Annotated in this window: 19 protein-coding genes and 2 tRNA genes; 18 read left to right on the forward strand and 3 right to left on the reverse strand. The window is 43.4% G+C overall.

Features of this window, described 5'->3' with window-relative positions; genetic code table 11:
• Positions 1 to 42 precede the first annotated feature (42 nt).
• The gene (hpf, locus tag BXY41_RS03225; protein WP_104434530.1) at positions 43 to 573 is read right to left on the reverse strand and encodes a ribosome hibernation-promoting factor, HPF/YfiA family; all 531 of its coding nucleotides are present in this window, start codon (positions 571 to 573) and stop codon (positions 43 to 45) included.
• Positions 574 to 1,187: 614 nt separating this feature from the next.
• On the opposite strand from hpf, the gene secA reads away from it, so the two are divergent.
• The 6 genes from secA to BXY41_RS03255 all read left to right on the forward strand — a co-directional run bounded on the left by secA (position 1,188) and on the right by BXY41_RS03255 (position 8,372).
• On the forward strand, positions 1,188 to 3,758 hold the full coding sequence (gene secA, locus BXY41_RS03230; protein ID WP_104434532.1) for a preprotein translocase subunit SecA: 2,571 nt from the start codon (positions 1,188 to 1,190) through the stop codon (positions 3,756 to 3,758).
• An 89-nt stretch (positions 3,759 to 3,847) separates the two neighbouring features.
• Positions 3,848 to 4,985 (forward strand): peptide chain release factor 2 gene (prfB, locus tag BXY41_RS03235; RefSeq protein WP_104434534.1). Its coding sequence is split into 2 segments (ribosomal slippage): positions 3,848 to 3,922 and positions 3,924 to 4,985, totalling 1,137 coding nucleotides; the frame shifts between segments, so codons are not numbered across the junction.
• A 136-nt stretch (positions 4,986 to 5,121) separates the two neighbouring features.
• Positions 5,122 to 5,565 (forward strand): ACT domain-containing protein, encoded by a 444-nt coding sequence (locus BXY41_RS03240; RefSeq protein WP_104434536.1) that lies wholly within the window; start codon positions 5,122 to 5,124, stop codon positions 5,563 to 5,565.
• Between the two features lie 4 nt (positions 5,566 to 5,569).
• The gene (locus BXY41_RS03245; protein WP_104434538.1) at positions 5,570 to 6,784 is read left to right on the forward strand and encodes a homoserine dehydrogenase; all 1,215 of its coding nucleotides are present in this window, start codon (positions 5,570 to 5,572) and stop codon (positions 6,782 to 6,784) included.
• A gap of 19 nt (positions 6,785 to 6,803) precedes the next feature.
• Positions 6,804 to 8,012 carry an aspartate kinase gene (locus tag BXY41_RS03250; protein ID WP_104434540.1) on the forward strand — a complete coding sequence of 403 codons (1,209 nt, stop codon included), beginning with the start codon at positions 6,804 to 6,806 and terminating at the stop codon, positions 8,010 to 8,012.
• Between the two features lie 15 nt (positions 8,013 to 8,027).
• On the forward strand, positions 8,028 to 8,372 hold the full coding sequence (locus tag BXY41_RS03255; RefSeq protein WP_104434542.1) for a DUF2752 domain-containing protein: 345 nt from the start codon (positions 8,028 to 8,030) through the stop codon (positions 8,370 to 8,372).
• 4 nt (positions 8,373 to 8,376) lie between these two features.
• Here BXY41_RS03255 and BXY41_RS03260 read toward each other — a convergent pair whose 3' ends face one another.
• Positions 8,377 to 8,772 (reverse strand): sodium:solute symporter, encoded by a 396-nt coding sequence (locus BXY41_RS03260; protein ID WP_104434544.1) that lies wholly within the window; start codon positions 8,770 to 8,772, stop codon positions 8,377 to 8,379.
• A 176-nt stretch (positions 8,773 to 8,948) separates the two neighbouring features.
• Between BXY41_RS03260 and BXY41_RS03265 the strand changes: the two genes are divergently transcribed.
• From BXY41_RS03265 to ispD, 9 genes are all read left to right on the forward strand, one after another.
• Positions 8,949 to 11,090 (forward strand): Tex family protein, encoded by a 2,142-nt coding sequence (locus BXY41_RS03265; protein WP_104434546.1) that lies wholly within the window; start codon positions 8,949 to 8,951, stop codon positions 11,088 to 11,090.
• Positions 11,091 to 11,127: 37 nt separating this feature from the next.
• Positions 11,128 to 11,634, forward strand: a complete 507-nt coding sequence (locus BXY41_RS03270; protein WP_104434548.1) for a YcxB family protein — start codon at positions 11,128 to 11,130, stop codon at positions 11,632 to 11,634.
• 3 nt (positions 11,635 to 11,637) lie between these two features.
• Complete coding sequence (tsaE, locus tag BXY41_RS03275) at positions 11,638 to 12,063, forward strand: tRNA (adenosine(37)-N6)-threonylcarbamoyltransferase complex ATPase subunit type 1 TsaE (RefSeq protein WP_104434654.1); 426 nt, start codon at positions 11,638 to 11,640, stop codon at positions 12,061 to 12,063.
• Positions 12,064 to 12,768: a tRNA (adenosine(37)-N6)-threonylcarbamoyltransferase complex dimerization subunit type 1 TsaB gene (gene tsaB, locus BXY41_RS03280; protein ID WP_104434550.1), complete on the forward strand. Its 705-nt coding sequence runs from the start codon at positions 12,064 to 12,066 to the stop codon at positions 12,766 to 12,768.
• Between the two features lies 1 nt (position 12,769).
• Positions 12,770 to 13,204: a ribosomal protein S18-alanine N-acetyltransferase gene (rimI, locus tag BXY41_RS03285; RefSeq protein WP_104434552.1), complete on the forward strand. Its 435-nt coding sequence runs from the start codon at positions 12,770 to 12,772 to the stop codon at positions 13,202 to 13,204.
• Between the two features lie 199 nt (positions 13,205 to 13,403).
• A complete protein-coding gene (locus BXY41_RS03290) occupies positions 13,404 to 13,646 on the forward strand; it encodes a hypothetical protein (RefSeq protein WP_104434554.1) in 243 nt (80 codons plus the stop codon).
• Between the two features lie 86 nt (positions 13,647 to 13,732).
• Positions 13,733 to 14,644, forward strand: a complete 912-nt coding sequence (locus BXY41_RS03295) for a ribonuclease Z (protein ID WP_104434556.1) — start codon at positions 13,733 to 13,735, stop codon at positions 14,642 to 14,644.
• 10 nt (positions 14,645 to 14,654) lie between these two features.
• The gene (gene tsaD, locus BXY41_RS03300) at positions 14,655 to 15,692 is read left to right on the forward strand and encodes a tRNA (adenosine(37)-N6)-threonylcarbamoyltransferase complex transferase subunit TsaD (RefSeq protein ID WP_104434558.1); all 1,038 of its coding nucleotides are present in this window, start codon (positions 14,655 to 14,657) and stop codon (positions 15,690 to 15,692) included.
• A 7-nt stretch (positions 15,693 to 15,699) separates the two neighbouring features.
• Entirely contained in the window at positions 15,700 to 16,407 is a 708-nt protein-coding gene (gene ispD, locus BXY41_RS03305) for a 2-C-methyl-D-erythritol 4-phosphate cytidylyltransferase (protein WP_104434560.1), read from the forward strand.
• 28 nt (positions 16,408 to 16,435) lie between these two features.
• Here ispD and BXY41_RS03310 read toward each other — a convergent pair whose 3' ends face one another.
• Positions 16,436 to 16,762, reverse strand: coding sequence for a helix-turn-helix domain-containing protein (locus tag BXY41_RS03310; RefSeq protein WP_104434562.1), 327 nt, complete (start codon positions 16,760 to 16,762; stop codon positions 16,436 to 16,438).
• Positions 16,763 to 16,979: 217 nt separating this feature from the next.
• Here BXY41_RS03310 and BXY41_RS03315 point away from each other — a divergent pair, with 217 nt between their 5' ends.
• The 3 genes from BXY41_RS03315 to BXY41_RS03325 all read left to right on the forward strand — a co-directional run bounded on the left by BXY41_RS03315 (position 16,980) and on the right by BXY41_RS03325 (position 17,650).
• A complete protein-coding gene (locus BXY41_RS03315) occupies positions 16,980 to 17,246 on the forward strand; it encodes a hypothetical protein (protein WP_104434564.1) in 267 nt (88 codons plus the stop codon).
• A gap of 187 nt (positions 17,247 to 17,433) precedes the next feature.
• Positions 17,434 to 17,519 (forward strand) — tRNA-Ser (locus tag BXY41_RS03320).
• Positions 17,520 to 17,561: 42 nt separating this feature from the next.
• Positions 17,562 to 17,650: transfer RNA gene (locus BXY41_RS03325), tRNA-Ser, on the forward strand.
• Positions 17,651 to 17,786 lie beyond the last annotated feature (136 nt).

Genomic DNA, 17,786 nt, shown 5'->3' on the forward strand with positions numbered 1-17,786 from the left:
GGCTTAACAGGCCTGGGGCATTTTTTATATATAAATAGTTCCTTATAATAATTCAGGTTCAATCAATCCGTAAGTGCCGCCCTTTCTTTTATAAACCACATTCACTTCATCGGTATCTCCATTGAGGAATACATAGAAGCTGTGTCCAAGAAGCTCCATCTGTACACAGGCCTCTTCCGGATCCATGGGTTTGACAGCAAACTTCTTTGTTTTGACAATTTCCACATCGTCATCGACTGCGCTTTCATCTTCCAAAAATGCTGTTGAAAAGGAGGGAGCGTTTAATTTTTTGTCGATTAACTTGTTTTTATATTTTTTCAACTGGCGTTCCAGGATCTCTTCTACCAGATCGATGGAAACGTACATATCATTGCTTGATTCTTCGGCTCGAATTATATGTCCTTTCACTGGAATAGTAACTTCAATTTTCTGAATATCTTTCTGCACGCTGAGTCTTACTGTTGCCTCTGTAGCAGGTGCGAAAAAACGGTCCAGTTTTCCAAGCTTGTCCTCAACTGCCTCCCGTAACCCTGCTGTCACCTCAATATTTCTTCCTGTAATTGTAAAACGCATAAGTCATCAGCTCCTTTTTCTTGAGATAGGTATAGTATAGCACATTTATTAGAATAATTCAATATTGATGTAAAGTATTAAGATAATTTAAGAAAAGATTTTGTAAAAAGACTCTTCTTATATTTTATCAATTTATTGAAAAACTATAGATAAGGTTAAAAAAAAGTCAAGGGAAAAATGGATTTTTTCGTCGAAAAAGAAAATTTTATGACAAGTATACAAAAATTAACGTATTTGTCATTGTGATGGGAATGCTGGTATTATGTGGAGAATAAATGTGGATAATGTGGATAACTCGGTGTATAACTGATTTATTTCGCAAATTCGAGGGTTGGAGGTGGGGATAAAAATGGGGGAAAAATACACAATCCAATGTGGATAATGTGGAAAAGTCGGGAATCGAACAAATTTTTTGTGCAATGTGTCAGGTTAACCATAATTTTAACTTAAATTTGCTGGAGGTTGCCGAAGAAAATGGCAGTACCTGGCAATATAAGGTCAGATTATTACCAGAATGTTAATTTTTTATGAATTCGTTGAATTAAAGGCAGGTTAGTGCTACAATATACAGGATTGTACGGTGTATATTGAAAGATAGAGTAGGAGAATAAATCATGAACTTGGTTCAAAAAATATTTGGAACTCATAGTGAAAGAGAATTGAAAATCATTAATCCCATTGTGGATAAAATAGAATCTCTGCGCCCGACCATGGTTGCACTTACGGATGAGGAATTAAAAAACAACACGAAGCTTTTTAAGGAAAGACTGGCAGCAGGAGAAACTCTTGATGATATCTTGCCTGAAGCATTCGCAACTGTAAGAGAAGCCGGAAGGCGAGTTCTTAATATGGAACATTTCCGTGTGCAGTTAATCGGTGGCGTGGTATTACACCAGGGACGTATTGCGGAGATGAGAACTGGTGAAGGTAAAACTCTTGTATCCACATGTCCGGCTTATTTAAATGCGCTGGCAGGCAACGGAGTACAGATTGTAACCGTTAACGACTATCTGGCAAAGCGTGATGCGGAGTGGATGGGAAGAATCCACGAGTTCCTTGGAATGACAGTAGGCGTTGTATTAAACGACATGAGCTCAGATGAGAGACGCGATGCTTATAACTGCGATATTACCTATGTAACCAACAATGAGCTTGGTTTTGATTATTTAAGAGATAACATGGCCATCTATAAAGAACAGATGGTTTTGAGAAATTTAGATTTCTGTATCATTGATGAGGTTGACTCTGTTTTAATTGATGAGGCCAGAACACCTCTTATCATTTCCGGACAGAGCGGCAAGTCCACAAAGCTCTATGAAGTCTGCGATATTCTTGCACGCCAGTTAGAAAAGGGCGAAGCTTCCGGCGAGTTTTCCAAGATGGGTGCCATTATGGGAGAAGAAATCACTGAGACCGGTGATTTTATTGTGGATGAAAAGGATAAGGTTGTCAACTTAACAGAGCAGGGTGTGGAAAAAGTAGAGCAGTTCTTCCACATCGAGAACCTGTCAGACCCACAGAACTTAGAGATCCAGCATAACATCATTCTGGCTCTCCGTGCCAATTATCTGATGTTTCGGGATAAGGACTATGTGGTAAAAGACGATGAGGTTCTCATTGTAGATGAATTTACAGGACGTATTATGCCAGGCAGACGGTATTCCGACGGTCTTCACCAGGCAATTGAAGCAAAAGAGCATGTGAATGTCCGCAGAGAGAGCAAAACTCTTGCGACCATCACTTTCCAGAACTTCTTTAATAAGTATAACAAAAAAGCAGGTATGACGGGTACTGCTCTTACAGAGGAGAAGGAATTCAGAAATACCTATGGAATGGATGCCATTTCAATTCCCACAAACCGTCCCATTGCCCGTATTGACCAGGAAGATGCGGTTTATAAGACGAAGAAAGAAAAATTTGAAGCAGTATGCGACGAAGTGGCAGCTGCTTATGAAAAGGGTCAGCCAGTACTGGTTGGTACCATAACCATTGATACATCTGAGATGTTAAGCGGTATGTTAAAACGCAGAGGCATTCCTCATAAAGTCTTAAATGCTAAGTATCACGAGCTTGAGGCGGAGATCGTTGCTGACGCTGGTGTTCATAAAGCAGTTACCATTGCAACCAACATGGCAGGCCGTGGTACGGATATTAAGCTTGATGATGAATCCAAAGCTGCCGGAGGTCTTAAGATTATCGGTACAGAGCGTCATGAGTCACGCCGTATAGATAACCAGCTGCGTGGTCGTTCCGGCCGTCAGGGAGATCCGGGTGAGTCCAGATTCTATATTTCTCTGGAAGATGATTTAATGCGTCTGTTTGGTTCCGAACGTCTTGTAGGCATGTTTAATGCACTTGGTGTACCAGAAGGCGAGCAGATTGAGCATAAGATGCTTTCCAATGCTATCGAAAAAGCTCAGATGAAGATTGAGACCAACAACTATGGTATCCGTGAGAATCTTTTAAAATACGATGAAGTCATGAACGAGCAGCGTGAAGTTATTTACGCAGAAAGAAGAAAAGTTCTTGACGGAGACAACATGCGTGACGTTGTCTTAAAGATGGTTACTGATATTGTGGAGAATGCTGTGGATCTGTCTATCAGTGACGAACAGACTCCGGAAGAATGGGATTTAAATGAATTAAATACCCTGCTTCTGCCAGTGATTCCTCTTCAGCCAATCACCATTCCGGAAGACAAAAAGGTGAGAAAAAATGAGCTGAAGCATATGCTGAAAGAAGAAGCAATTAAGCTTTATGAAACAAAAGAGGCAGAGTTCCCTGAGGGAGAGCAGATCCGTGAAATCGAGCGGGTAATTCTCTTAAAGGTAATTGATAATAAATGGATGTCCCATATTGATGATATGGACCAGCTGCGCCAGGGTATCGGTCTTCAGGCTTATGGCCAGAGAGATCCTCTTGTGGAATATAAGATGAGCGGCTATCAGATGTTTGATGAGATGACAGCAGCCATCCGGGAAGATACCGTACGTATCCTCTTCCACATCAGAGTTGAGCAGAAGGTGGAACGTGAACCGGCTGCCAAAGTGACAGGAACCAACAAGGATGACAGTTCGGTGAAAGCACCGGTGAAAAAGGCTGATAATAAGGTCTATCCCAATGATCCATGTCCATGCGGTTCCGGCAAAAAGTATAAGCAGTGCTGCGGACGCAAACTAGTATAGTATTTTTATGAGATTGGAGTCCGCTCCCTTTTACGGGATCGGACCCCAATTTTGTATTTATAAATTAAAAAATGAAAGTGGGTGACACAGTGGTAGAGTTAGATCAGTACAAATACGAATTATCTTCGTATGAAAAACCATTAGTGGAAGTGAGGGATTCACTTTGACTTGGATAACAAGTTAAAGCGAATTGATGAGTTAGACAAGTCTATGGAAGAGCCAGGCTTCTGGGAAGATCCGGAAAAGTCAGGTAAGATCGTCCAGCTTGCAAAGAATTTAAAAGATACGGTACAAGGCTACAAAGAATTAGAACAGCAGTATGAAGACATCGGGGTCATGATCCAGATGGGTAACGAAGAAAACGATGCCTCCCTGATTCCGGAAATAGCCCAGATGCTTGCTGAATTGAAAGAAAATCTGGAAGAGATGCGTATTAATACGCTGCTTTCCGGTGAATATGACAGCCACAACGCCATATTAAAACTGAATGCCGGTGCCGGCGGAACCGAATCCTGCGACTGGTGCAGCATGCTTTACCGCATGTTCTGCCGCTGGGCGGAGAAAAAGGGCTTTCAGACGGAAGTACTTGATTATCTTGACGGTGATGAAGCCGGAATTAAATCCGTAACCATACAGATTAATGGTGTCAATGCTTTTGGTTATTTAAAGTCAGAAAAAGGGGTTCACCGTCTGGTGCGTATTTCTCCGTTTAATGCGGCTGGAAAGCGTCAGACTTCCTTTGTATCCTGCGATGTTATGCCGGATATTGAAGAGGACCTTGATGTGGATATTAACGATGAGGATTTAAGAATTGATACCTACCGCTCCAGCGGAGCAGGTGGACAGCATATCAATAAAACTTCATCTGCCATTCGAATCACTCACCTTCCTACGGGAATTGTGGTGCAGTGCCAGAATGAACGGTCTCAGTTCCAGAACAAGGATAAGGCAATGCAGATGTTAAAAGCAAAGCTTTATATGTTAAAGCAGCAGGAGAATGCGGAAAAACTTTCCGGCATCCGTGGAGATGTAACGGAGATCGGCTGGGGAAACCAGATTCGTTCCTATGTGCTGCAGCCCTATACCATGGTGAAAGATCACAGGACCAATTCCGAGACCGGTAACGTAAACAGTGTCCTTGACGGAGCGTTAGACCAGTTTATGTACGCCTATCTGCGCTGGTTAAGTACCGGAGCAAAAGCTGGTGAGGATTCTGCAGAAATCTAGTTTTTTCATGCATTTTTTTAAATACCGAATAAAATAAACTCAAAAATAGTTGCATACCATGCACAAATATGATAATATCTTCCCTATGAGCACAGATGTATTTCCGATGCGGACACAGAAGGGAAGATATTTTTTTATGGAAGATAAAAGTAAATATTTTGTGGTAAAGCAGAAAGCTGTACCTGAAGTATTGCTGAAAGTTGTTGAGGCAAAAAAATTATTAGAGTCGGAACGGGTTATCACCGTACAGGAGGCAACTGACCGGGTTGGAATCAGCCGCAGTTCCTTTTACAAATACAAAGATGATATCTTTCCGTTTTATGACAATGCCAAGGGAAAGACCATCACACTGGTTATGCAGATGGATGACGAACCTGGTCTTCTTTCGGATTTGCTTCATGTGGTAGCTGTGTACCGCGCGAATATATTAACCATTCATCAGAGTATTCCGGTCAATGGCGTTGCCACCCTCACACTTAGCGTGGAGGTTCTTGAGACAACAGGCAATGTTTCAAAGATGGTTGAGGATATGGAAGAAAAGAATGGAGTCCACTACGTAAAAATTTTAGCCAGGGAGTGAGAATATGATGAATGTTGCAGTTATGGGCTATGGTACCATCGGATCAGGAGTTGTAGAAATTCTGGAACAGAACAAAGATATAATTGCCAGACAGACCGGTGACACGGTGAATGTAAAATATATTCTCGATTTAAGAGAATTCCCCGGTACACCGATTGAAAAAAAGATTGTTCATGATTTTTCCGTTATTGAAAAGGACCCGGAGGTATCTATGGTAATTGAAACCATGGGAGGTTTAAACCCGGCTTATCCTTTTGTGAAAGCAAGCCTTCAGGCAGGCAAGCATGTGGCCACCTCCAACAAGGCGCTGGTAGCAGCATATGGAACGGAACTTTTAAAAATAGCAGAAGAGAATCAGGTAAACTTTCTCTTTGAGGCAAGTGTAGGAGGCGGTATTCCCATAATCCGTCCTTTGTATACTTCGCTGGCCGGTGAGCAGATTGAAGAAATAACCGGTATATTAAATGGTACCACCAACTACATACTGACTAAAATGGACAAAGCCGGAGAGACTTTTGAAGAGGCACTGAGCAAAGCCCAGGAACTGGGATATGCGGAGCGCAATCCGGAGGCAGATGTGGAAGGACATGATACCTGCAGGAAAATTGCCATATTAACTGCTCTGGCTTCGGGACACGAAGTGAATTACGAGCATATTTATACAGAAGGGATTACTAATATAACGGATGTGGATTTCCGTTATGCCGACGCTCTTGGAACTTCTGTTAAATTATTTGGATCCAGCAGAATCAGTGATCAGGGAGTTCATGCGTTTGTAGCTCCGGTTATGATAGGAAAGGATCATCCGCTGTATTCTGTAAACGACGTATACAACGGCATTCTGGTAAAGGGAAATATGCTGGGAACTTCCATGTTTTATGGAAGCGGAGCCGGAAAACTTCCCACGGCCAGTGCAGTTGTAGCTGATATTATTGAAGCCCTTAAAAACCCGGGTCATCATGTGAAGATGGGCTGGGATGGAAATCGCCTTAACATCTCTGCCATGGACAGCGTTTCCTTCCGGTATTTTGTAAGAATCAAGGGAATTGCTGCAAAGCGGCTTGCTGAAGCAGAGGCTGCTTTTGGAAAGGTAGAAGTAACAGAGCTGGACCACATGGATGAATTTGCAGTCATGACAGAGGTTATGACTGAGGAGGAATACCATTTAAGAGCGAAAAAGCTGTCAGGAATCAGACAGCGCATCCGCGCAGAAATTTAATTTTCGCCAGGAGGCATCAATGTTAGTTGTTAAAAAATTTGGCGGTAGCTCCGTCGCAGACAAAGAAAGAATATTCAATGTAGCAAAACGCTGCATTGAGGATTATGAAAAAGGCAATCAGGTAGTAGTGGTTTTATCCGCTATGGGAAAGACTACGGACGGTCTGATCGCCAAAGCTCATGAGATAAACCCCAATCCTCCAAAGAGAGAGCTGGATATGCTTCTGGCAACCGGAGAGCAGGTGAGCGTGGCACTGATGTCCATGGCCATGAATGCTCTCGGCGTACCGTCTGTATCATTAAACGCGTCCCAGGTAGCCATGCATACCTCTTCCGCTTATGGAATGGCAAAATTAAAGAAAATTGATACGGAACGGATCCAGCATGAACTGGAAGCGAAGAAAATCGTTATCATCACAGGTTTTCAGGGTATTAATAAATATGATGATCTGACAACTCTTGGACGAGGGGGATCAGATACCACGGCTGTAGCTCTGGCTGCCGCACTCCATGCCGATGCATGTGAGATTTACACAGATGTGGACGGAGTTTATACAGCAGATCCGCGAATTGTTCCCGATGCCAGAAAGCTATTGGAGGTTTCCTACGATGAGATGCTTGAGTTTGCTTCTCTGGGGGCCAAAGTGCTTCACAACCGTTCGGTAGAGATGGCGAAACGCTATGGAGTACAGCTGGTAGTACGATCAAGTCTGAACAGAGAAGAAGGTACCATCGTCAAGGAGGAAACAAAATTGGAAAGAATGCTGGTGAGCGGAGTTGCCGCAGATAAAAATGTAGCCCGTATTTCCGTAATCGGGGTTAAGAATGAGCCTGGAGTCGCATTTAAAATATTTAATCTTCTGGCAAAACACAACATTAACGTTGATATCATTATCCAGTCCATTGGCAGAGAAGAAAGAAAAGACATCTCCTTTACGGTGGCGAAGCAGGATTTAAAAGAAACCATGGATCTTTTAAACGAACACAAGGATGGGATTACAGCCCAGAATGTAACCAGTGAAGAGGATGTAGCAAAGCTTTCTATCATCGGCGCAGGGATGACCAGTAATCCAGGAGTTGCTGCAAAGATGTTTGAAGCCCTTTACAATGCCAATATTAACATCAAGATGATTGCAACATCTGAAATAAGGATTACGGTCCTCATTCATGAAGAGGACGTAAACCGCGCCATGAGAACGGTTCACGATGCCTTTGATCTTGCAGATTAAACGAAGGTGGAACGAATGATCTGGTTAAGAAAAATTTGGAAAATAGGATCCGTCTGTATCTTTCATTCCCTCACCGGGCTCTACTGTCCCGGCTGCGGGGGAACGAGAGCAGTACGGACTTTGTTACAGGGGGACCTGCGGATGAGCGTTCAGTATCATCCGCTGGTCCTTTATACTGTTATCGCTGTTTTGACTGAAGGTATCATCCGGTTTTTATCAAAAAAAAGAAAGCACCCGTTGGACCATAGAAAAAGGGAACGGATACTTATTCTTATTGGAGCTGCAATTGTAGTGATAAACTGGATCTTCAAGAACTATATGCTGGTGGTGAAAGGAATTGATCTTTTACCACCATTATAATAATTTATCTGCCTACGCCGCCCGTGGGCATCAGTGCCTGGGTGGTGGCTTCAAATACCTGTCTGAAGTACAGCCCCAAAGGGGTGTTGGTATCCATGACATCATAGACAAATATAATGAACAATGCCAGTAACAGGCCACAGACAGCAGATATGATGGAAAGGATCAGTCCAAGCTGTGCCTGGTGGCTGAAGGGCTTACCTTTTTTTGATAATATAGCAAGAGCAATGCCTGTGAGACCGAAAATCAGACCTGCCGGCAGATTCCAGATACTGAATAAGGGAAGGCAGTCTGTCAGCAGTCCCAGACCGCCTAAAAGGACAGACCAGAATGCCAGGAACGAACCTGTATTCGGAGTTTGCGGAAGCATTCCTTTATTGCTGTTATAATTTTCTCCCATTGGTGTTTACCTCGTATGTGTATAGTACAGAAGTCATCCAGGATTTTCCTGATCTGTTTCTGTATTTTATGATTGTAGCACGAAAAGACCGCTGTGTCCAGACGGGTATTGCATAACGGGGAATGATGAATTATAATAGTTGAATTGAACCAACTATGAAAAATAAGAGGTACAGCATGGATATAATAAAGATTTTACAGGAAGAACTTTCCATTTCCAGAAATCAGGTGGAAGAGACAATCAGACTTATTGATGAGGGGAATACCATTCCTTTTATAGCCAGATACCGAAAAGAGGTAACCGGCTCTTTAAATGACGAAGTTCTGCGTAATTTAGATGAAAGGCTACGTTATTTAAGGAATTTAGAGGAGCGGAAAGAACAGGTACTCTCATCCATCAGAGAACAGGAGAAGCTGACGCCGGAACTGGAAAAGAAGATTATGGAAGCCCAGACTCTGGTTGCAGTGGAAGATTTATACCGCCCTTATAAACAGAAAAGGCGGACAAGAGCCACCATCGCCAAAGAAAAAGGATTAGAGCCATTAGCAGATCTCATTATCCTTCAGATGACGAAGACCCCGCTTCTGGAATCTGCATCGGACTATGTTTCGGAAGAAAAAGGAGTGGCCACTGCCCAGGAAGCCATTGACGGTGCAAAGGATATTCTGGCAGAGCGGATTTCCGATCAGGCGGAGTACCGCACTTATATCCGGAATGCAACCATGAACCAGGGAAGCCTTTTATCTGCTGCCAAGGATGAGGAAGCAGAGTCTGTATATGAAATGTATTATAATTATGAAGAACCTTTAAAGAAGGCAGCGGGACACCGGATTCTTGCCATTAACAGAGGCGAAAAGGAAAAGGTTCTGACTGTGAAGGTGGCGGCACCGGAAGAAGTGATTCTCCGTTTTCTGGAAAAGCAGGTAATTATTCGGGACAATCCAGTTACTTCCCCCATATTAAAGGAAGTAGTAAAAGACAGTTACGACCGTCTCATCGCGCCGGCAATTGAGCGGGAGATCCGCAGCGAATTAACGGAAACAGCGGAGAATGGAGCAATCCGTGTATTTGGTAAAAATTTAGAGCAGCTACTGATGCAGCCTCCCATTGTAGGAAGAGTGGTACTTGGCTGGGATCCGGCTTTTCGTACCGGATGTAAACTGGCGGTAGTAGATGAAACAGGAAAAGTGCTGGATACCGTTGTGATTTATCCCACTGCGCCTCAAAATAAAGTGGAAGAAGCCAAGACTGTTTTAAAGAAGCTGATTAAGAAATACGGAATTTCCCTGATTTCTGTGGGAAATGGAACTGCCTCAAGAGAATCGGAGGCTATTATTGTAGAATTGTTAAAAGAAATCCCGGAGCCGGTTCAGTATATTATAGTGAATGAAGCAGGGGCTTCTGTTTATTCCGCCAGCAAGCTGGCAACAGAGGAATTCCCTAACTTTGATGTAGGCCAGAGAAGTGCAGCCTCCATTGCCAGAAGACTGCAGGATCCTCTCGCAGAGCTGGTAAAGATTGATCCCAAGTCCATTGGTGTTGGCCAGTACCAGCATGATATGAACCAGAAGCATTTAAGTGAAGCATTACAGGGAGTTGTGGAAGACAGCGTAAATAAAGTAGGTGTGGATCTAAATACGGCATCTGCTTCTCTTCTGGAATATATATCCGGTATTTCAAAGCCCATAGCAAAGAATATTGTGGTTTACCGGGAGGAGAACGGTGCGTTTGAAAGCAGGAGCCAGCTGTTAAAGGTTGCAAAGCTTGGACCAAAAGCATTCGAACAATGTGCCGGCTTTATGAGAATTCAGGGAGGAAAGAATCCACTAGATTTAACCAGCGTTCATCCGGAGTCCTATGATGCGGCTAAAAAGCTGCTGAAAAAATTAGGATATGAGGCAAAAGAGCTGATGAACGGGGGATTAAACGGAATCAGTAAAAAGATTCATAACTATAAAGAACTGGCTGAAGAATTAGAAATTGGTGAAATCACCCTCCGGGATATAGTAAAGGAACTGGAAAAGCCGGCAAGAGATCCCCGAGACGAGATGCCGAAGCCCATATTGCGTACGGATGTTATGGAGATGAAGGATTTACAGCCTGGGATGGTTTTAAAGGGAACGGTTCGAAATGTAATTGACTTCGGTGCCTTTGTAGATATTGGAGTTCACCAGGATGGGTTGGTTCACATTTCCCAGATATCGGACAAATTTATTAAACATCCCTTAGAAGCCGTCAGCGTAGGAGACATCGTTGAGGTAAAGGTAATTAGCGTAGATGTTCCCAAAAAGAGAATCGCCCTTACCATGAAATTCTAAGCAGATACAGTGAAATGCTGTATAAAAGGAGGAAAATGTGGAACAGAAAAATCCGCTTATATTAGATGTGAGACTGACTGCAAAAGATCTCTGGAAATTTTCCATGTACCATTCTTACCGGGGATTTCAGGGGATATTCAGTTTCCTTTTCAGTGCCGCTGCTCTTTACGTTCTCATTGCAACCTGGACGACATCATCCCGTCCTTACCGGATCCTGATTCTTGTCTGCGCGCTGATGTTCACGGTCTGGCAGCCTTTCGTCCTCTATACGAAGGCAGCAAGACAGGCAAAAAAATCTGCCATTCGTGATGGTATGACCCTTTCTTTTTCAGCAGAAGGAATTGTGGTAACCCAGGGGCAGGAGAAGCTGGAATTATTGTGGGAAGATGTGATGGTGGTAAAACGAATCGGCAAAATGCTGATTATTTATATGGACCGGATTCATGCCTATCTGCTTCCGGATTCTGTTGCAGGTGAGAAAGCGCCGGAAATAACGGCATTAATGAAAGAAAATCTGCCTCCGGAGAGGCGAAAGAGGATATAAATGATGGTAATAGAAAGCTGGAAACCAGAGGATACCTTTGAATTAGGAAAAAAACTGGGAGAGGAAGCGGACCCTTCCACCATATTTTGCTTAAATGGAGATCTGGGGGTGGGGAAGACTGTATTTACCCAGGGGTTTGCCGCCGGACTTGGCATTACAGAACCGGTGGACAGTCCAACCTTTACCATAGTAAAGCAATATGACGACGGACGCCTTCCCTTTTACCATTTTGACGTTTACCGGATTGGCGATGTCAGTGAAATGGACGAGATCGGCTATGAAGACTGCTTTTACGGGGAAGGTGTCACATTAATTGAATGGTCCGGACTGATCGAAGAGATTCTTCCCAGACAGGTTATTACAGTAACCATTGAAAAAGATTTGAATAAAGGATTTGACTACAGAAAAATTACCGTGGAGGGAATGTAAATGAACATATTAGGAATTGAAAGTTCGTCTCTTGTTGCATCGGTCGCCCTTCTTTCGGATGACATACTGACTGCAGAATATACGGTCAATTTTAAAAAGACCCATTCCCAGACACTGCTCCCCATGCTTGACGAGATTGTAACCATGACAGGAGTCAGCCTGGATAACGTTGATGCCATCGCAGTTTCAGCAGGACCAGGCTCCTTTACCGGTCTTAGGATCGGTTCTGCCACAGGAAAGGGTTTGGGACTTGCCCTGAAAAAACCGCTTATTTCAGTTCCTACAATCGATGCAATGGCCTATGAGTTCTACGGCTGCGCTTCTATTATATGCCCAATTATGGATGCCAGAAGAAACCAGGTCTATACCGGGATCTATGATAACCGAAAGGGATTCTCCATCGTGAAGGAATCCTGTGCCATGGATATCAGAGATTTAATTGAAGAACTTAATTCCATAGGTGAACGTGTGATTTTCTCAGGAGACGGGATACCTGCATATAAAGAAAGTATAGAAGAATTCATGAGGGTTCCCTTTGAATTTGCACCTGCGCATTTAAGCAGACAGCGGGCAGGTGCGGTGGCAGCTTATGGAGCCCGTCTGTTCCTTGAGGGGAAAACGGTAACAGCAGCGGAGCATGCTCCCGATTATCTGCGAAAGCCCCAGGCAGAGCGTGAAAGAGAAGAGGCATTAAAAGGAGAATAAGATGATTCGTGAGATGACTCCGGAGGATGTTTTAGGTGTACTGGAAATAGAAATGCAGTGCTTTTCCGATCCGTGGTCTTTTGATATGATTAATAAGGGATTAGAAAGCAGTCTCGATACCTGGCTGGTGCTTTGGGAAGAAGGAGCAGCAGCGGGATACTGTGTTTTCCGGACAATCGCAGATGAATGCGAGCTGCTTCGGATCGCAGTCCTTCCTGAACTGAGGGGGAGGGGCCTTTCCAAGAAACTTATGGACCAGATGGTTTTTTATTCCAGACAAAAAGAAGTAAAATCCATATTTTTAGAAGTAAGAGAAAGTAATGACAGGGCAAGAAACCTTTATAAATCCTATGGATTTGTGGAGGAGGGGATCAGAAAACATTACTACTCAAATCCCAGTGAAAATGCGGTCCTTATGGTCTGTTACCATATTTGAAACATTTACCACTAAAAATAGGGCATAACACCGTTTATAATGTAGGGGTATCCAGTAAGGATGCCCTTTTTTCTATCCTGGTGTGCAGGGAGGCAGGAAAAGGGATTTTTCTGGAAAATGTGAAAAAGGAACGCCTTGCAGGCATACCATTATGCCCGGAAAGAAAAGCATGGGCGGTAAAAGGAAAGGTGAGAGTAAGATGAGAAAGTACAAAAACGGCGGTCAGCTAGAAACAGTTGTTTGCAACTGCTGCGGCAAAAAAATTATTGTGTCAGAAGGGATTGCCAGGGAAGGGGTCATCAGCATCAATCACGCATGGGACTTCTTTTCAGAGAAAGATGGGGAGATCCATCATTTTGATTTATGTGAAACCTGTTACGATGCATTGATATCTGAGTTTAAGATACCGGTGGAGGTAGAGGAACAGCTGGAATATTTATAGTTGCTAATTCCCTCTGCTTTGTGTTATGATTTTATGTGGCAGTTTTTTGTTCTGCCCACTGAATGAGACAAAAGCGAGGAAATTCTATGTTGGATATATGTTTGCTGGGAACCGGAGGCATGATGCCTCTGCCATACCGCTGGCTGACAGCTATGATGGCACGGTGTGATGGCAGCAATCTTTTGATTGACTGCGGGGAAGGAACTCAGATTGCATTAAAAGAAAAGGGCTGGAGCCCAAAACCCATTGATATTATCTGCTTTACCCATTATCATGCGGACCACATCAGCGGTCTGCCCGGACTTCTTTTGACAATGGGAAATGCAGAACGGACAGAACCCTTAACTCTGATTGGTCCGAAAGGGCTTGAGCGGGTGGTGGGAGCACTTCGTACCATTGCGCCAGAGCTTCCTTTTGAACTTAAATTCATTGAACTCTCTGAAAACAGAGAGCAGATAACCATGGCGCCTTACGTAATTGATGCTTACCGCGTCAATCATAACGTTGTCTGCTATGGTTATTCCATTTCTATTCCAAGAACCGGAAGATTTGATGTGGACCGGGCCAAAGCGGCAGAGATTCCTCAAAAATTCTGGAGTCGTCTTCAAAAGGGAGAAACCATTGATTATGATGGTAGAATTCTGACGCCTGATCTTGTTTTAGGACCGGACAGGCGTGGACTAAAGGTGACTTACTGTACAGATACCAGACCCGTACCGGTAATTGCTGAGTATGCAAAGGATGCTGATCTTTTTATATGCGAAGGCATGTACGGCGAAGATGGAAAAGAGGCAAAGGCAAGGGAATACCGCCACATGACATTTTATGAGGCTGCCAGACTTGCAAAAGAAGCTCAGCCAAGACAGATGTGGCTGACCCATTACAGTCCCTCTTTAACCAGACCGGAGGATTTTATGGACAAGGTCCGTGAGATTTTCCCAAGGGCAAAAGCAGCAAGAGATGCCTGGACGCTGGAACTGGAATTTGATGAGGAATGAGGGAATGGCGATGAAGAAAAATAATACAGAAGAAGATGTCTATATACTTGCAATTGAAAGTTCCTGTGACGAGACGGCAGCAGCCGTAGTGAAGAACGGAAGGGAGATCTTGTCCAATGTAATCTCCTCCCAGATCGATCTTCATACCTTATATGGCGGAGTCGTTCCCGAAATTGCTTCCAGAAAGCATATAGAAAAGATCAACCAGGTCATAGAGTCTGCACTTTTGGAGTCTGGGCTTACACTTGAGAATATGGATGCCATTGGAGTCACTTACGGCCCCGGACTTGTGGGAGCACTTTTAGTGGGAGTGGCGGAAGCAAAGGCAATGGCTTATGCGGCAAACAAGCCATTAGTGGGAGTCCATCATATAGAAGGTCATGTCTCCGCTAATTTTATTGAGCATCCAGACCTGGAACCGCCTTTTATGTGTCTGATTGTATCAGGCGGCCATACACATCTGGTGATTGTAAGGGATTACGGAGAGTTTGAAATACTCGGAAGAACCAGAGATGATGCGGCAGGCGAAGCATTTGACAAGGTGGCCAGAGCTGTGGGGCTTGGGTATCCAGGCGGGCCAAAAGTCGACAAGGCAGCGAAAGAAGGAAATCCACAGGCAATAAAATTCCCGAGAGCAAAAGTAGACGGAAATAGATACGATTTTAGCTTTAGTGGGTTAAAGTCTGCAGTATTAAATCACATTAATCATGCCAATATGATGGGAGAGGAAATCAATGTGCCCGATCTACTGGCATCATTCCAGAATGCTGTGGTTGATGTTCTGGTATCTCATACCGTTGATGCTGCAAAAGAATATGGCTTTAAAAAAGTTGCCATAGCAGGGGGCGTGGCGTCTAACTCTGCCCTTCGAAAAGGCATGAAAGAAGCCTGTGAAAAAAATGGAATTACATTTTACTATCCTTCTCCCATTTATTGTACGGATAATGCTGCCATGATTGGAACAGCGGCTTATTATGAATTTATTAACGGAGCCAGGGCTGACTGGGATTTAAATGCAGTTCCCAATCTGAAACTGGGAGAAAGGTAACCGGACTATGGAAAGAACAGCAGCAGTCGTCCTGGCAGCAGGAAAAGGCTCCCGCATGGAAAGTACAATCCACAAGCAGTATATGGAGCTGTGCGGCAGACCCCTTCTTTATCATACCTTAAGAGCCTTTGAAGAAAGCTCTGTAGATGAGGTTGTTCTGGTAACTGGTCCCGGCGAAGTTTCTTTCTGCAGGACGGAGATTGTGGACCGTTATGGGTTTCGCAAGATAACAGACGTAACAGAAGGCGGAAAAGAGAGATATCACTCCGTTTATGCCGGACTGAAAGCAGTAAAGAACTGCGCCTACGTTCTGATTCATGATGGTGCAAGACCCTGTGTTACCAAAGAAATTATTGATACATCAAAAGCTGGGGCAATGAAGTATGGAGCTTGTGTGATCGGCATGCCTGTTAAGGATACCATTAAGATATCGGATGAAAATGGATATGCGGCATCAACTCCGGATCGTGCAAGCCTCTGGCAGATCCAGACACCTCAGGCATTCCGATATGATCTTGTATTTAAGGCATATCAAAGACTGATGGAATCGGAATGTTTTCAAAAAGGGGTTACGGACGATGCCATGGTGGTAGAATCCATGACAGAAGAAAAGGTGAAGTTAATAAAGGGTGATTATACCAATATAAAGGTAACTACACCGGAGGATTTAGAGATCGCCAGCGTATTTCTTAACAGAATATATGGAAAAAAATAAAAGGAATGCTGTAGGAGCAGCTTCCTTTTTATTTTTTTCCACCTGTTTTTAATAGATCCTTAACGATCAGATGTAGGTGCTCAAGCTGCTCTCGATTTAAATGCTGTGCATCTTCCATAAGTTCTTTGACTTTGGCAGGACTGGTTACATCGCGGGAAAAGAATTCAGCTGGTTCAATATCCAGATACTCACATATATAAAAGAAACCCATCATGGACGGAAGCGCCCGCCCATTTTCTATTTTATGGATATATGTGGGATTCTGTCCGAGAGAAAGACTCATATCACGTGCGGACACACCCTTTTGAGCCCTGAGCTCTGAGAGGCGTTTGGAAAAATTGAAGTCTATATACATGGGTAACTCCTCCTGATTCCATAGTATTGCATTAAATGAAATATGTGTAGTAAATAATGCATTCCATCACTTGACATGTTGCATTCATTACAATATTATTATTTATATAGAGTATTTAATGTATGATCAGGCTAAGAAATCCTTTATTAGGATTACATGGCTATTAGATAGTATCAGCTGTTTCGTCAGATGAAAAGTAGGAAAGAAGGTACAATAGATGGAAACTGGAAAAACCAGGAATGAAACGGATACAGGCACCAGGGAGGGTTTACTGGAACGAATTGCATCAGAATTAGGCTGCATGTATTTATCGGATCTGCGGGGAAGCACAGGCAAAGCAAGATTCCGGATCGTCGTTTCTAATATTCCTGCAATTGATTATTCAGTAAAAGTATGGCAGGATGCGCTCTACTATATAACAGGAATAGAAGAAAACTTTAGCACTGCTGAGCAGGCAAAGCAACGTCTTTTAGAGCATTTGTAGATGGGTTAAAAAATATTTGAAAAATATGTAAAAATATGTTGACAGATGATACAAACAATGATAAACTATCGAAGTTGCCGCTGATGAAGACGGTAATTGATAGAAAAAAGCTCCAAGAGATTTGAAAAAAATAGAAAAAAGTGCTTGACAAAAACACGAACTTCTATTAAAATGTAAAAGCGCGTTTGGAGAGGTATCGAAGTGGTCATAACGAGGCGGTCTTGAAAACCGTTTGTCCGCAAGGGCGCGTGGGTTCGAATCCCACCCTCTCCGTTGGCAGGTTTTAAGCCGCTAATAACATAGAATCAGCTAACTGCAGAAGTACCCAAGTGGCTGAAGGGGCTCCCCTGGAAAGGGAGTAGGCCGTTAGTAGCGGCGCGAGGGTTCAAATCCCTCCTTCTGCGTCAGCATTGAGAAGAGACAAGCGTTTCTGCGAGATGCAAACAGCACTTTGAAAACAGAAGATTGAACAGTATGTAAAACCCTGAAAATTCTAATAATAAGCTGTGTTTGAACAGCTTTGAATGAGAAATTCAGAAC

This window comes from Lacrimispora xylanisolvens, from assembly GCF_002934545.1.
Classification (GTDB): domain Bacteria; phylum Bacillota; class Clostridia; order Lachnospirales; family Lachnospiraceae; genus Lacrimispora; species Lacrimispora xylanisolvens.